The organism is Candidatus Woesearchaeota archaeon, assembly GCA_016188115.1.
Classification (GTDB): Archaea; Nanobdellota; Nanobdellia; order Woesearchaeales; family GW2011-AR9; genus JACPIK01.
Map to the genome: position 1 here is coordinate 1,286,574 of JACPIK010000002.1, position 16,411 is coordinate 1,302,984.

13 protein-coding genes are annotated in these 16,411 nt (G+C 38.4%); 8 read left to right on the top strand and 5 right to left on the bottom strand.

Annotation, left to right across the window (positions count from 1 at the left end; all coding sequences use genetic code 11):
* Positions 1-72: 72 nt before the first annotated feature.
* Positions 73-2,478 (bottom strand): hypothetical protein, encoded by a 2,406-nt coding sequence (locus HYV86_06930; protein MBI2573572.1) that lies wholly within the window; start codon positions 2,476-2,478, stop codon positions 73-75.
* 228 nt (positions 2,479-2,706) lie between these two features.
* Here HYV86_06930 and HYV86_06935 point away from each other — a divergent pair, with 228 nt between their 5' ends.
* The 4 genes from HYV86_06935 (at position 2,707) to HYV86_06950 (ending at position 9,264) form a co-directional block, all read left to right on the top strand.
* Complete coding sequence (locus HYV86_06935; protein ID MBI2573573.1) at positions 2,707-4,422, top strand: SAM-dependent DNA methyltransferase; 1,716 nt, start codon at positions 2,707-2,709, stop codon at positions 4,420-4,422.
* 176 nt (positions 4,423-4,598) lie between these two features.
* On the top strand, positions 4,599-5,039 hold the full coding sequence (locus HYV86_06940) for a DUF4145 domain-containing protein (GenBank protein MBI2573574.1): 441 nt from the start codon (positions 4,599-4,601) through the stop codon (positions 5,037-5,039).
* Positions 5,040-5,041: 2 nt separating this feature from the next.
* Positions 5,042-6,280: a restriction endonuclease subunit S gene (locus tag HYV86_06945; protein MBI2573575.1), complete on the top strand. Its 1,239-nt coding sequence runs from the start codon at positions 5,042-5,044 to the stop codon at positions 6,278-6,280.
* On the top strand, positions 6,277-9,264 hold the full coding sequence (locus HYV86_06950) for a type I restriction endonuclease subunit R (protein ID MBI2573576.1): 2,988 nt from the start codon (positions 6,277-6,279) through the stop codon (positions 9,262-9,264). The genes HYV86_06945 and HYV86_06950 overlap by 4 nt, the downstream gene beginning before the upstream one ends.
* Positions 9,265-9,272: 8 nt before the next feature.
* On the opposite strand, the gene HYV86_06955 is transcribed toward HYV86_06950, so the two are convergent.
* The 3 genes from HYV86_06955 to HYV86_06965 all read right to left on the bottom strand — a co-directional run bounded on the left by HYV86_06955 (position 9,273) and on the right by HYV86_06965 (position 12,668).
* Positions 9,273-10,736, bottom strand: a complete 1,464-nt coding sequence (locus tag HYV86_06955) for a DUF2779 domain-containing protein (protein ID MBI2573577.1) — start codon at positions 10,734-10,736, stop codon at positions 9,273-9,275.
* 48 nt (positions 10,737-10,784) lie between these two features.
* Complete coding sequence (locus tag HYV86_06960) at positions 10,785-12,065, bottom strand: hypothetical protein (GenBank protein ID MBI2573578.1); 1,281 nt, start codon at positions 12,063-12,065, stop codon at positions 10,785-10,787.
* A 75-nt stretch (positions 12,066-12,140) separates the two neighbouring features.
* A complete protein-coding gene (locus HYV86_06965) occupies positions 12,141-12,668 on the bottom strand; it encodes an Lrp/AsnC family transcriptional regulator (protein MBI2573579.1) in 528 nt (175 codons plus the stop codon).
* A gap of 196 nt (positions 12,669-12,864) precedes the next feature.
* Here HYV86_06965 and HYV86_06970 point away from each other — a divergent pair, with 196 nt between their 5' ends.
* Positions 12,865-13,038, top strand: coding sequence for a hypothetical protein (locus HYV86_06970; GenBank protein ID MBI2573580.1), 174 nt, complete (start codon positions 12,865-12,867; stop codon positions 13,036-13,038).
* 10 nt (positions 13,039-13,048) lie between these two features.
* Here HYV86_06970 and HYV86_06975 read toward each other — a convergent pair whose 3' ends face one another.
* Positions 13,049-13,963: a hypothetical protein gene (locus HYV86_06975; protein ID MBI2573581.1), complete on the bottom strand. Its 915-nt coding sequence runs from the start codon at positions 13,961-13,963 to the stop codon at positions 13,049-13,051.
* 140 nt (positions 13,964-14,103) lie between these two features.
* Here HYV86_06975 and HYV86_06980 point away from each other — a divergent pair, with 140 nt between their 5' ends.
* The 3 genes from HYV86_06980 (at position 14,104) to HYV86_06990 (ending at position 16,403) form a co-directional block, all read left to right on the top strand.
* Positions 14,104-14,805, top strand: coding sequence for a site-specific DNA-methyltransferase (locus HYV86_06980; GenBank protein MBI2573582.1), 702 nt, complete (start codon positions 14,104-14,106; stop codon positions 14,803-14,805).
* Complete coding sequence (locus HYV86_06985; protein MBI2573583.1) at positions 14,798-15,001, top strand: hypothetical protein; 204 nt, start codon at positions 14,798-14,800, stop codon at positions 14,999-15,001. The genes HYV86_06980 and HYV86_06985 overlap by 8 nt, the downstream gene beginning before the upstream one ends.
* Before the next feature lie 193 nt (positions 15,002-15,194).
* Positions 15,195-16,403 carry a tripartite tricarboxylate transporter permease gene (locus HYV86_06990; GenBank protein MBI2573584.1) on the top strand — a complete coding sequence of 403 codons (1,209 nt, stop codon included), beginning with the start codon at positions 15,195-15,197 and terminating at the stop codon, positions 16,401-16,403.
* The last annotated feature ends 8 nt before the right edge of the window (positions 16,404-16,411 follow it).

The window sequence follows — 16,411 nt, forward strand, 5'->3', positions numbered from 1 at the left end:
TTGGGGGTTTATGGGGCTGTGTGTAGAAAATTAGAGCCTACAAGAGAGAGTGTAATTTTAAGTGGAATTTACTCACTCATCTTTTGTAGTGCTGAACATATAATCAATATCAGCCTTTTCAATGATAACAATCCTGTCTCCTTTTTTCCCCATCATGATACTACAAAATCTTGATTTAAACTCATTCATATCAAATGTAGCTTTAGTATATGATCTATCAAATTGGGAATAGAGAGATAGCAATTCTTCCAATTTTATAAGCACTATATTACCCTTCCAAGACCTAATCTTTGGTATTACATATTGACCTAGTTTACGAAATTGATCATCACTAGCTTTATTTATGACTAATACAAACGCACTCAACGTTACCGAAAATTCTTTCACTTCTTTAGATTTATTCAATTTACGAATGTAAGATTCTGCCTTTCTCTTTTCACCCATAGTAAGATCGTAACTTTCTTTTTTACTGAACTTACAATCCCAACCAAATGTTCGATTATTTACACCAACTCCATTTTCAAAACTTACATACGCTAAACCTTCAGGAATTTCTACGCCTGTCTTCTCTTTGCCCCATTTTTCTACACTTTTAAAGATATATTGAAAGACATTAACTACATCATCCTCAAAGGATTTTTGATCGCACTCAGTGAAGATCTTTAGTTTTCTTATGGACTCTCTAGCATTTCCTGCGATAGCAGCGCCTGATGTTTCTGCCTTATCTTTAATAATTCTATTGAATTCTTCTTTGGACATCTTTTCTGTTATAAGATCGACAAGTTCTACCTCAGCAAAATTACTCAACTCATTAATTTCTTTATTATGCGGGACTCCGTAACTCACAATAATAATGGGTAGACCAGACCGTTGAAAATGACTAATTAGTTTTGCTGATAGAGCAGAGTCAGAACAAAATAGGTATATAGGCATCTGTTTGTATGTCAGTTTCAGGAATTGATATGAACGTGACCATGTTCTCGTCACATCGCGTTTCTCAGCTTTGATTTCTTTATCAAGTAACTTACAGAGATAATTAACTACGCTAATTCTTGGTATCTCAAACAGAATTTTTTGTTCGACTAATGATGTTGGGCTGGAAGTACAATGTCTACAAGTTCCATCTTGGCTATTAAAAGTTCTGCAGACGGTACACTGATATAATTTCTTCTCTTTCTTTTTTATAATCTTTCTTTCCTCGAGAAAACTAAGGGCTTTCATCAGAGGTTCATCCTGGTAATCTACCTCATGACGTGAAATAATGGTGTTAAGCCTCTCTTCGATGGATTGTTCTTCTCCCATGGAGAATTTTTCGTTCAGACCAAAACCAAAAATCTTAGTAAACTCAAGTGATAGTCTTCCTTTTTCAGCATCACCAGTTCGACTTCCTGGTTTTAGCGTAAAATAAAAGTAGGTGCCATCTCTTTCAAGCATTATCTCTCTAATCTTATCCTCAAAACTTAGGCTGATGGAGGATATGTTAATTATCTGCGGGTCTACAATATTACGAGTCTTAAGATCAACAATGGCACCTGCAATTGAATCAGTTCTGTATGATTGCGGTATGGCTAGGGGCACTGTGCCGGACAGTTTTGAGTTTTTGAACGTAACCCCCACAATTTTCAATGCTACTTCATCTGGGATTTCCTCAATGTAATTGGTGAATTTGTTGTTGTTTACATTCGTAACTTCAGGCATATATTTAGAGAACTTTATACCTAAAATAGTTTGCATGGCATCTGCAGATTTTTTAACAACATGGGGGTCTTTACATCTGATTTCTAGTTTATCTGTTGGACAATCAAATGAGATCAATAAGTCGCTAGCAAGTTTATTTCTCTTGTTCTTATCAATGTTCCTCATCAGTTTGTCACCAACCTGTCGATCAATTGCAAAGATGATTTTTCCATCTACAGTTAGCTTTCCTTTAAACTTGAATATGACACGCTTGTAGTTTCCTTTACGAAGATATTGAATAAATTTTTGGATTCTTTCTTCAAACTCAGTGATATATTCTTGTCTGAGGGGAATGCCTCCTTTGAATTGAACTGCAAATGAGGCATTTCTTACCCATTTGGAATGAGTCAGCAAATATGAAAGCTCAGATTGACTGTGATGATAGATTTCTATTAGTTCCAGAAAGGCGTTCCCCCTCTTCGCGATTTTGATGGTACCTTCGGTTACTAATCGTTCATAATAATCGCTTATTAGATCAAGCTTAAAATTTGAGAAATCTTTGAGCAATCCAAGCTCTTTACTCTTTTGTGAGGTCATAATCAACTCTACTAACTTTTCTTTTACGCCTTTCGATACGATTGGATCAGGAAAAAGTTCAAGTAGCTCGCATATACTGAGTAAATGTTTCTCATCAAATTTTGCTAAGTAATTCTTTAGCTTTCTTTTTTCTCTACTTTCCCAGTTTTCGAGAATATATTTACAGTGAACATCTAATTTTTCCCAATAGTCGCTGTTAATCATTTAGTTAAGAACAAGTGTCGGAGAGATTGGTTTCCCCTAACACCATCCCTCTTGTATTTTCAGAGTGATTCTCACTTTTTAAAGATTACGCAATAAGAATCAATTTTTGATTTTATGAGCAGAAGAATGTTGTTATTTCTATAAATCGGAAAATAGTATATCCAGAAAAGAGGAAGATCGGTTATAAGAGAGCAATCTTTTAATAAGCTACGGGATTATAATGCAAACATGGCACAAGTTCGCGAATTAGCTGATTTTATTTGGAGTGTAGCTGACTTGCTACGCGGTGATTACAAACCATCTGATTATGGTAAAGTTATTCTTCCTTTTACCGTCCTTCGACGATTGGATTGCGTCTTAGAACCATCCAAAGACACTATCCTTGCTAACCTCAAATCGGTTCAAAAAATGGACCCTGAAAGTGCTGATTTATACCTAAATCGTCTTATCAAGCTCAATTTTCATAATAAAAGTAAATTTACATTTCAAAAGTTTCTTTCCGATGGCGATCACATCAGTGAAAACGTGACGGCTTATATCAACGGTTTCTCCAAAGATGCCCGTGATATCATTGATTATTTCGAATTCAACGAGCAAATCACACGACTTGAAAAAGCTAATTTGCTCTTTCAGGTGGTTTCGCGTTTTGCTGCTATTGATTTGCATCCAGAAAAAGTAAGTAACATTGAAATGGGGTACATTTTTGAGGAACTTATTCGTAAATTTGCGGATGCTTCAAATGAAACCGCAGGGGAACACTTCACCCCGCGCGAAGTCATCCGTTTAATGGTTAACGTTCTCTTTATCAACGACCGTGACGTCTTGACCAAGAAAGGTATTATTAAGACATTATACGATCCTGCCTGTGGAACTGGGGGTATGCTTTCCATTGCTGAGGAATATTTGCGTGATCTTAATCCACAAGCGGAGCTCAAAGTATTTGGTCAAGAACTGAATCCAGAATCGTTTGCTATTTGTAAATCTGACATGATGATTAAAGCACAAGTCGCTTCTAATATCAAAGTTGGTAACTCATTTACACAAGATGGTCTTGCTTCAGAGAAATTTGATTACATGCTCTCCAATCCTCCATTTGGTGTTGAATGGAAAAAAGTGCAGCGTGAAATCGATGCAGAACATGAGAACTTAGGAATGGATGGCCGTTTTGGGGCTGGACTCCCCCGAATTAGTGATGGGTCATTTCTCTTTCTACAACATATGATCTCTAAAATGAAATCTGGCAACGAGGGCTCGCGCATTGGAATTGTTTTTAATGGCTCACCCCTCTTTACCGGCGGTGCTGGTAGCGGGGAGAGTGATATTCGTAAGTGGATCATTGAACATGATTGGCTCGAAGCTATCATTGCCATGCCAGATAAGTTATTTTATAACACGGGGATTAGTACGTATGTGTGGATTGTAACTAATCGAAAACATACCGAGCGTAAAGGAAAAATTCAACTTATCAATGCCGTTGAATTTTTCGATAAGATGCGTAAAAGTTTAGGCGATAAAAGTCACGAAATCAGTGCCAAGCATATCGAGGAGATTACAAAAATTTATGGTTCGTTTAAACCTGGTGAGCACTGTAAAATATTTGACAATGAGGATTTTGGTTATAGGTATTTAACTGTTGAGAGGCCTCTTCTTGAAAACGGCAAAGTTGTAAAAGATAAGACTGGAAAACCTAAAGCAGACGCTTCTCTTCGCGATAACGAGAGCGTTCCGTTGAAAGAAGACTGGAAAGAGTACGTTAAACGTGAAGTCTTGCCGCATGTTCCTGATGCGTGGGTTGATGAGAGTAAGACAAAGATAGGATATGAGATTAATTTTACCAAGCATTTCTACAGGTTTAAACCGTTACGTTCGTTAGAAGAAATCCGCCGAGATATCCTTGCACTTGAGGAGGAGACGGAAGATATGATTAAGAAGGTGGTGAAATGAACCCGATAACAATTAATTGCCCTTGGTGTAAAAAGCATGTTGCTTTGGTTTGGATTGGATTTTACACGGGAGGTAGGGACACTAGACAGGTCTCGTTTCAAGAACCGATCTTAATTACAACTCAGAAAGGAAATTGGTGTATAGCGGAGTGTCCTTTATGCAACGAGTGTGTTATCGTGAAATTAAAAGGAATGGAAATTCTTTCTATTGCCCCATCTCCATTACCATCACCAACAGATGAAAGAATACCTGAAAACATAAAGCAAGACATAGATGAAGCTAAGCTTTGCCTCAGCGTGCGTGCATTTAGAGCTTGTGCCGCTATGTGTAGAAGAGCGATTCAGCAAGCATGTATGGGACAAGGAGCCGATAAAGAAAAAAAATTGGATAAACAAATTGATGAATTACAAGCAAAAGGAATTATTACTACCCATATTAGCAAATGGGCACATTCATGCAGGTTTTTAGGAAATGATGCAGTACATCCTGATCATCCAGAGGTTACAGAGCAGGATGCGAAAGATGTCTTAAATCTAGCGGAACAGCTTATGAATATACTTTATGTAATGCCTGCTATTTCTGAAGAAATGGATGTAGTACATAAGAGGAAAAAATAAACATGAAACCATATCCAAAGTATAAAGAATCGGGTATCCAGTGGATCGGGAAGATACCTGAGGGATGGTCAATTGAGAAAACCAAGTACGTTTTTGAAGAGATTAATCAGAAAAGTATAGATGGTTCTGGAACTCTTCTTTCCGTATCAGAATATTATGGCGTTGCACCTCGATGTAATAAAATTGAGGCTGATGATTTTTTAACTCATGCAGAGAGTCTTGAGGGTTATAAAGTATGTAAGGTAAATGATATTGTTATGAACATCATGTTAGCATGGAAGAAAAGTCTTGGTGTTTCCGCATGGGATGGAATAGTCAGTCCTGCTTACGCTGTTTTTAGGTTGAAGCAAAAGGATTTCTCTCCCCAGTACTTTCATCATCTTTTTAGGACAGATCAGGTTGCCGCCGAGTTTCGACGTAATTCTACTGGGATTATAGACTCGCGTCTTCGTCTTTACCCTGAGAAATTCTTCTCGATTAAAATCTCATTCCCACCATTTCCCGAGCAACAACAAATCGCCTCCTTCCTTGACACCAAAACGTCACTCATCGATGAAGCTATTGAAAAGAAAGAACGACTTATCGAACTATTAGAGGAAGAACGGACAGGGAAGATTAACCATGCGGTGACGAGAGGATTAAACCCAAAAATGGAGTTGAAAGATTCTGGTGTAGAATGGCTGGGGAAGGTACCAAAGCATTGGGATGTAAAGAAATTGAAATTTGTCGCACATCTTCAAAGTGGTGAATCAATAACCTCTGACGCAATAAAATCTGACGGAAGCTTTCCAGTTTATGGTGGTAATGGCTTTAGAGGTTTTACCGAAGCTTACACCCATGATGGCCATTACGCTCTAGTCGGACGACAAGGCGCACTCTGTGGAAACGTTAATTATGCTTCGGGAAAATTTTGGGCTTCAGAGCATGCAGTCGTAGCCACTTTGTTAAATATCAATGAGGTCATTTGGTTCGGAGAATTAATTCGTACAATGAATCTTAATCAATATTCGATGACCGCAGCTCAACCCGGTCTTTCAGTGGATGTAATTAAAAATCTAAAAGTACCTGTTCCATCAACATTGGAACGACAAGCAATAGAGATTTACCTCCACCAAGAAACTCAAAAAATCGACCAAACGATTAATAAGATCCAGAAAGAAATAGAACTCCTCCATGAATACAGAACAGCTCTTATTTCTGAAGCTGTCACAGGAAAAATTGATGTGCGAGGTCTAGCATGAAAAAGGCAGTGGATAAACATACGGAAAAAACTTTAGAAACGGAGATAGTTCAACATCTCATTAACCACGGGGGCTACACTCCAAGCGACCAGAAAGACTACGATGTCACAAAAGCTCTCTTTCCCAAAACTGTACTCACGTTTCTCAAAACATCACAGCCTAAAGAGTGGGAGAAGTTAGCAAAGATTCACAAAGATAAAATTGAAGAGAAGCTCCTTGACCGTTTATGTAAAGAACTTGACCAGCGTGGCATGATTGATGTACTGCGGCATGGCCTTACTGATTATGGAGCAAAATTCAAGCTTGCTTTCTTTAAACCCACACATGGACTCAACCCGCAAACTATTAAAGAATTTGACTTTAATGTTCTCACCGCGACACGACAAGTTCATTACAGTTCAAAAAATAAAAACTCTTTGGATATTCTTCTCTCAATCAACGGTTTACCAGTCGCAACGGTGGAACTTAAGAATCAGTTTACGGGCCAAGATGTGACGAATTCTCAGCGTCAGTATGTTGAGGACCGTGACCCTCAAGAACTTCTCTTTCAATTTAAGAAAAGAACTTTGGTTCATTTCTCGGTTGATACTGATATAGTACAGATGACCACAGCAATCGAGGGAAAGAAAACACGTTTCTTACCTTTTAACAAAGGCTTTGAACGGGGTGCAGGAAATCCACCTGATCCAAACGGTCATCGTACCTCGTATCTCTGGGAAGATATTTGGGAGAGAGAAAGTTGGATGGATATTTTCCGCCGATTTATTAATCTTCAGGTAGAGGAGTTCAAAATAAACGGAGCTATCAAGAAGAAAGAAAAAATCATTTTTCCACGCTACCACCAAATTGATGTAGTAAGAAAAATCTCTGTTCACGCCAAAAAGCATGGCATTGGCGAACATTACCTTATCCAGCATTCCGCAGGTAGCGGAAAGAGTAACTCCATTGCTTGGCTTGCCTATAATCTTCAGGGATTACATAATCAGAAAGATAAAGCGATCTTTGACACGGTGATTGTTATTTCAGATCGTCGGGTTCTTGACGACCAACTGCAAAAGACTATCTATCAATTTGACCATACGCAGGGTGTCGTACAACCTATTGACCAAGATTCAGCACAGCTCAAAGAACATCTTGAAGCTGGAACAAAGATTATTATTACAACATTACAGAAATTTCCCGTAGTTATCAAGAAGATTGCTGACTTACCAAAACGAAGTTATGCGATCATTGTCGATGAAGCACATAGTTCTCAGGGTGGCGAGTCGTCCAAACATCTCAAAGCTGTTCTGCGAGAGCGAAGTCTGGAAGAAGCATCTAAAGACGCAGAACAAGAAGAACGTACGGTAGAGGATGATATTATTGACTCTATGAGCGCGCGAGGAAAACAGAAAAACCTTAGCTTCTTTGCATTCACCGCAACACCAAAGTCAAAAACCCTCCAAGTCTTTGGAACCCCCAACGAAGATGGAAAACCAGAACCATTCCATCTCTATTCCATGCGTCAAGCTATTGAAGAAGGCTTTATTATGGATGTGTTGGATAATTATACTACCTATCAAACATTCTACCGTCTCTCCAAAGCCATTGAAGAAGACCCTAAAGTCAACAAAAAGAAAGCAAAACGTGCTATTGCGCGTTTTATGAGTCTCCATCCACACAACCTAGCACAAAAAATAGAGGTAATTGTAGAACATTTCCGTCAAGTGACTATGAAGAAAATTGGGGGACAGGCTAAAGCAATGGTGGTAACCGCATCACGAGAACACGTTGTCAGATATAAACATGAGTTTGACAGGTATATCAAAGAGAAGAAATATACTGATCTCAGGGCGTTGGTCGCATTTTCGCAGACCGTGAAAGTTGATGGAGAAAATTACACAGAAGTTGGAATGAATGGTATTAAAGAAAAAGAGCTTCCAGCTAAATTTAACACCAGTGAGTTTCAATTATTGATTGTGGCAGATAAATATCAAACTGGCTTTGACCAACCACTTCTTCATACCATGTACGTTGATAAGAAATTACATGGTGTCAAAGCGGTTCAAACTCTTTCTCGCCTCAATCGTACCTGCCCAGGAAAAGAGGACACGTTTGTGCTTGATTTTGTTAATAAAGAAGCGGAAATATTTGAGTCATTCCAACCCTACTATGAAAAAACCGTTCTCGCAAGTAACGCTGATCCCAACCTTCTCTATGATCTCAAATCTAAGCTCGAGGCGGTTTGTGTGACAACTGAGCAGGATATCCAGAATTTTGCACAAATTTTCTTTAATCCTCAATATTCACTGCGCGATAACGCTAAGCTCAACTCCTATATTGACCCTGCTGTAGAACGATTTAAGAAAGTATCCATGCCCGAGGCCAGAGAAGAGTTCAAACACAATCTTATTTCATTTCTTCGTTTATACTCTTTCCTGAGTCAAGTGATGCCATTTAGTGATCCCGAACTAGAAAAGTTCTATGTGTATGGTAAGTTTCTGCTCACCAAATTACCAAAAAGAGATGCAGCGGATACTTTCAAATTAGGTGGAGAAGTTGCTCTTGAATATTATCGCTTGCAAAAAATGGGTGAGGGAAAGATTGCGCTGCACAAAAACAAAGATGGTGCCCTTAATCCAGCTTCAGAACTAGGAATGAAAAAAAGTAAAGAGGAGCAGGACAAGCTTTCAAGTATTATCAAACTTATCAACCAGCGTTATCATACAGATTGGACGGATGCCGACAAACTATTTATTGATCAATTGGAGGAAGACTCCATTGCTAACCCTCACGTTGTCTTGCAGGCCAATAGTAATCAATTGGAAAACTTTAAACATGGCTTTGCGGAGTCTTTTGTTGATGTCCTAATCAACCGTAAAGAACAAAATGAAGCTATGTTTGAGAGGATGATGGGAGATAAAGCCTTACGCGCTGATATTGAGGATTATCTGATGAGACGTGTGTATAAACGAGTGCGGGATAAGAAGAAAGCAGAGGTGTAGGTACATATTTATACGTTGCTCAGATTCTCTAATTCTTTCACAATCCAAACCATCCCTTCCGTATCTAGTCCGCAATATGCCAGCAAGTCTTGTCGTATCTTCGCTTTCTGCTCAACACTCAATGCTCCAAAGACCATTTCACAATAGGAAACGGAAGCATCTCCACCATTATTGATATCCAAATTTTTATAATTCTTCCCTGTCAATGCAGGCAATACTTCTTTGATCGAACAACTGCCCTGCTGTGCTGGATTATAATAATCAAAGTTACGGAATGGAATAATGAGATCAACGATACGAACAACAATTTCTTCAACCCACCCAGCATGCGCAGGAAACGCTACCGCCAACTCCCGTAAGCGTGCAATCTCAAATGATTGATTAAAGACAATGATAGTACCACTTGGTTTGATTGATTTCTTTAACCGCTCAATAAATTTCTCTCGCGGATCATGAGCGTCATCATGCAAATAATACAGATGTTCAACCGTTTTTCCATCGTCAATATGAACGCTGAATTGAAATGGAACCTGCTGATAGGGTTTTGTACCAGAATAGAAGGGAATCGCCGCATTAAATGTTTCAAAGTCGAGATAATGAATGGGGTATGTAAGATCATTGAGAAATGTGGATATCCCAGCAGAGTTGATATGGGGTGAACCAGACAGGGCACATTTCTTCTGAATATGTTGTTTGTCCGTAAGTTTAAACTCAGCAGGAATGTCTTGAATTTTAATAACTTCAGCTTGAAATAATTCCAGTGATTTTTTCCCACCGTAGTAAAGCTCAAAGACATGACCTTCTGGGAGAAAATTCCAACAATCTTCGGATTTGCACTCAAACCCTTTTTGACAGCCATTGCCAATGTGTACTTTAGGCGGTTGTGGATTATTGATAATAGCAAGCATAGCAGAAATACGTTCTTCAATTCCTACACCTGTCTCATTAACTTGCTGCGTCACGTCCTCTGCAATAAGAAGCTGTGTAGCTTCAATATGACCATTACGCACATAGGTTTTGTTAATGTGCATGACAAAGCAGTTGCGGATACGTAAACCCGCTTTGCTATACACATATTTTTGGAATGAGACATCGTGAATATGCTCTTCTTTCACTTCTGTGGAGCTTTTTACCTCCACAACGTCCCATTCGTCTGTTCCAACTGGAAGAAGAATATCTGCGCGTGCAAAGAGGTTGTCAACCAAGAAACCAGCTTCAAAAAGAGTTTTTCTACCAGGAAGCATTTCTTTCGTTTTGAGAATATTACGTGTAAACTCTTTGGGATCGTCTGGCAAATCAATTCCATCGGGATATAACTCTTTTGCAAGCGTACCTATCGCCTTTCCCTGGTCGATCTTATATTGCGTTGCAGCATCATTCTCGGGAATTTTGTCCAAATCGTGAAACATCATCCATAAATAACGCGGACAGGATAATCCGATAATGTATTTGGACTTTGTGAGCAATGGCATTCCTGGCTATGAAAGTACCATTAATTAAAAAACCATCTTAAAATTAGATTAAGGAGAAATTACCATGGCATTTTTACGTACAAGCTCCAATATTGGTTCAAATTCTTGTAATGTCACCTTTATTTCTGTTAATAATTTCTCTTTATCCTGAAGAATAGGGTCGCCACGTGGTATCTCGCGCGACAAATGAATTCCTGGCAAAGCGGGACGTGGCATTCGACAAAGTATCTGTCGCACATATTCAATATCTTCTTGAGCTGTAATCTGATCTGTTCGTAAGGTGAAAATCTTTTTCCATTCCTCATTGCCTGGCATGATTCTATCTCCATAGCGTGGTACTCTTTGAGAGATGTTGAGAATTGATTTGTGCTGAACATTCCGTTTTGCTTCAGTCTGACTTAGTCGTTTAAAGAATGCCAACCCAGCTTTGGAATTTTCGAGATTCTGATTAAATACGCCAATTGGAGAATTCTTACTATCTGCCCCTCCATTGCGAATGACTGCCGTGATCTTGAAAACACTGCTGTTGATCTCTAACGTGAAATTGCATTGCTGAAAACTTTGTCCTTCAGGAACATTTTCTTTTTGAATTGCAACCCACGATGTAGTGTCTTTAGTGATAATTTTGGGAATGTTTCCTACAAAAACATTTTGATAGCCGGCAACGCAATCTTTCACTGATTCTGCTAACGATTCCATCTTCTTCTTTAAGATAGGAAGATAATATTTGTTATAATCAACGAAAAAATCAAAATCATCATCACGAAATCCATTAAACTCTGTCAACGTAACCACCTCAAGATATTCTACAAACTGATTTAATAAAATCGCAACATGTGCAAGTTTTTTCTCATTCTTGATTTTGCGATAGATTAAATTTGTAATATTGTGAACTTGACTCCATGTCAGAAAACGTATTCGTTCATCATGAAGAGTTTGAATTTTTTGATAGTCTTGAATATGATTCGTAAGAACAAGCAGAACATCACCCTCTTCAAGAAAGTTCAAGTGTCGTGAAAGCTGATCTAAATCTAACAAAGCCTGGACTTTGGACTCGATGAATACTTTTCGCGCATTCAGATTAATCAATGCGTCAGGTCTGCTTCCTGTTCCCTGTATTTGCAGTCTAAACGAGAGAGAAGATGATAATGGAACTTTGATGGACTGTAAGAGGCTACGTAAGACCTCGTGAAAGTTTACATTATGGCAGTATTCTAGGACATTGATGAGGCTCTTGGTTGTGTTATCTTCAACTTGAATATCTTGTGTACTCTCGTTTGAACTTGGTCCTCGGTAGTAAAAGAATATGTTTTGGTGAGGGTCTTTCATTATGCCAACGAGAAGAAGAGTGTTATTTTTATATAAGCTTTAGGGCAACATTTAGTCTGTATTTTGGTAGAGGTCTTAATCTTTCTTAATCTTCTCATAGTTCTTGGATTTCTTTTTCAAATTTCTTGGACTTAAACCAGAAATCAATTGATCTTTTTCTACAGAATGTAGTGCCACAAGCGTCTGTGACCGTTGAATAAATGGCAATTCGCGAAGCTTACTAACCTGCTCATTAAGATGATTAATATCTTTAACATGATAGCGTAAAACAATATCTGCCTGACCAGCAACAGTGCTAATGTGGCTAATAAATGGACATTCTTTGGCAATCATTTCAGCCGCTTCGTGACCTTGGATTTTGAGATTACGTAATTTATCAGTATCAAGAGAAACAAGCAGAAAAGCAACGGTGTTCCAACCAACTTTATGATAATTAACACGAGCTGAATAATGATAAATGTATTTTTCGTCTTCCAATCGTTTAAGTTTGTTAAAAACGGTCCCAATAGGAATGCCAGTCATCTCAGCAATCTTACGATGCGGGAGCTTTCCATTCTCTCGCACAATGTCTAATATTTCTAAATCTCGATCGTCTAGCTCCATTTTTGTTACTACGTTCAAGTAATATATAAATATTTGCCTAAAATGTTCAGAATCTGAGGTTTTGGAGCGTCAAAAAAAGAGCATCTGCTTATTTTTTGATGCAACAGCTATATTAACCCCTGCCGCGAATTTATTGTAACGGGATGGTGATGAGAACGAGTGCCAAGCGTCTTTGCTTGGGGTGTATTGATCCCGTATGCAGAAAAAAATCTTAGAATGGACATCAAACGTCCAGTACAGAAAAGGAACCCCGTACGTGTGCCTCATTAAGCACTTAGGTAAAGAACATATTCTCAAAGTAACTAATACGCTAACGTGTAAATTAATGCTTATCGAAGGAAAACTAAAAGTAGTGATTGACTTAGAATGACGGAGTGAATTTACTCTCGTTTCCAATTAAAAATTAATTGTTGGTAATTTTTCTTCAAGGTACCAGATCTTTCAATCTTAAGTAATACATGGCATATCTCTGCTAATAAACCATCAATAGAAGATTCTATATCTATGTTATCATTATTTAACCTAAATACAAATTCATTGAGAAAGTTGAATAAACCAGCAAGGTCTTTTTTGAACGAGCTAACGGGATACTCTTTCCCATTTGACTCGAAAATCTTTTTCTGTTTTATGTCGTAGTACATGCTAGCATGTGATAATCGATTTCGAACAAAGTGGTTTGAACTGAGAATGGAATTCTTCTTGTCAGAAATCAATTCAGCTAGATATAAAGCGTCAATAGTAGTTCCTATCTCTGGATGTTTGCCATTCTTAAACCCAGCCAGAAAATGCTTAAATCTCGATTCTTTGTCTATTTTTTCTTTTTTTAAGTATGCCTCAAGAAACTCAGAGATATACTTGTTTGTCAATTCTAATAGATTTACGTAAGACCAAAGTAATATCGAGACGCGGAGAGAATTTTTCATCCTCATTCCTCTTTTTCTGAGTTTCTTTTCTAATCGTTTTAAATCATCCAAAACAGTTGATACCTGTAATAGATTTCCCGAGATCTCAAAGAAGAGGCAAGGGTCTTCTAATTTTACTTTAGTGAGAGCGATAATTAATTTTTCGTCAGTTTCTGAAACTTTTCCTCTTTTTTCTATGTTATGTGATATGATTTTTAATGGTTTTAAATCATAAAAATTTTTGAAATTGCGGTAAAAAACAAGAGCTTTCAGGGGCACACCACTTTCCAAAGCATTATTAAGATTTTTTACCCCAGTGGAATTAAGAAAACATAGAGGGATTCGGAATTGCCTCTTTGTTTGAATTTTCTTAATTATATTGTCAACGAGCATTTAACAAACACAAAGTGAATTGGTTTATATTAAGTTAACTCGCAAAAAAACAAGAGAGAAATGATGTGAATTTTCACATCATTTGGGATACACTTTTGCTGTGGGTTACAAATAAATAATATTGTTCTTCTTATTTTTTTATGCAGGTAAACACCATTCACCACATGGATGCGTTTAAAGGACTAGCGCAACTGGAGGACAATTCTGTCGACCTTATTGTAACTGATCCACCCTACAATATTGCTAGTCCTAAGAAACTCACCAAGATTGGAAACAAAATCACCTCAACACAGGAAGCTTGGGGAGAGTGGGATGTCTTTCATCCGTTTGATTATGACCTCTTCATTATGAGAATCATCTCAGAGTGCTATCGTGTGCTCAAAGAAGGTGGCTCGTTCTATATGTTTACGGCAAATGAAGATAATGGCTACTTCATTCGCAAAGCACTACAGCGTGGCTTCACGTTACGTAATATGCTCTCTATTGTAAAAATAAACCCGCTTCCTAGCTTTCATAAATCAAATTGGAGACATGGCTTTGAGTTATGTATGTATCTTACCAAAGGCAAACCAACTACATTCAACTTTATTTCTCAACAGGAATGTGTAAATTATTACCAACACACATTAGGAAAGAAACACAGCAAACACCCTACCGAGAAACCACTTAACCTTATCAAACGGCTTATTGAGGTAAGTTCGCAGAAAGATAATTTAGTTTTAGACCCATTCATGGGAAGCGGCACCACCGCCGTTGCAGCCGCCACATTACAGCGCAATTTTGTTGGCTTTGAACTTAACCCTGATTATATTTTGATGGCACAGAGGCGGCTTAATGGTTAATTCACGGCGTATTGAAGTGCGAGTTCGAAAACAAGAACACGAACGTATCGTCAACGCTGCTGAATCTAGAGGGTTTAAAACCATTGCCGCATATCTTCGCTGGTTGTCGCTGGATAATGGCTTAGCAATTGAAGAAAAAATTCTAGAAACGAACCGGTTGTGCATTCAAATTCTCGAAATTTTAAAGCGAAAATAAAGCGTAAAGCGCACCACAAGGTATTTTTCCAACGGTAAAAGAACCGGGAATACACGCCACAAGGACAAGATATTTAAGCATTGTAAGCAATTCTTCCACTTAATACGCATTAACGGTATTTACAATGAATCCCTTGGGCTGCCGAGAATATTTTCGATTTTTCGACAGATCAATGGTGCAGTAGGCGCCAAAAGTGGCATTTTTAGGGATTATAGCGGCTCTCGTGCTTGGCGTGAATTCCGGTATCATTACCGGAATTGTTCCAGGCATCCATGTCAATCTCGTTACCGTTTTATTGCTCTCATTCTCTCCCATTCTTCTCACGTTCACCTCTGGTCTACACCTCGCAGTCTATATCATCTCTCTGGCTATCACTCACACGTTTCTCGATACGCTGCCCAGCATCTATCTTGGTGCTCCAGATGAATCAAAAGCTCTTAGTGCTCTTCCTGGACATCGCTTATTACTCAAAGGTGAGGCCCATAATGCCGTACTCTATACTATCATAGGCTCATTTTGGTCATTAGTATTAGGCACGCTACTTCTCCCACTCTTCATCATAGGGATGGCAACTCTTGATCCCATTTTAGAAAATATCATTGGCTATCTTCTTATCATTGTCATGGCAATCATGATTATTCGTGAGAAAGGAAAACGACTCAAATGTCTGATTATTTTTTTACTTGCAGGAGCATTAGGAATGATTGTATTTAGCATTAGTGATCTACGTCAACCACTCTTTGCCTTGCTCTCAGGTCTATTTGGCACATCACTCTTAATAGTTAGTCTCTTTGAAACCTCCTATTTTCCTCCTCAAGATTTTACCAAACCCTCTGTAATTAGTCATAAAGATACCGCAAAATCAGTTACAGCCGCCACCGGCATGGGATTTATTGCAGCATTTCTTCCAGGATTCGGGTCGTCTCAAGCCGCCATTATGGCAACCGCATTTACCAAAGACATGGGGCAAGAAGGATTTCTAAGTTTAGTGGGAGGAATTAACACCGCCAACATGCTCATTAGCATTGCTGCTGCATATACCATTCAAAAAGCGCGTAACGGCGCAATTGTGGGGGTTCAAGAACTTCTCACCCAAGTTACATTCTCACAAATGGTATTATTTATCGCCGTTGCATTAATCAGCGGAGCAATTGGTACACTTCTTACACTGCGTTTTTCGCGTATTTTTTCCATCTATATTGCCAAAGTAAATTATTCTCAACTCATCAAAATAATCATTGGTTTCATAATCCTTCTTGCAATTATTTTTGATGGTCCTCGTGGATTACTTATCCTTGCCGTTGCTACCTCACTCGGGCTCATTGCAAACTCTTGGGGTGTTGCTAAAAATCATCTCATGGGATGTTTAGTTGTCCCCGTTATTCTTTATTTTACTCTCTAATCTTCTTT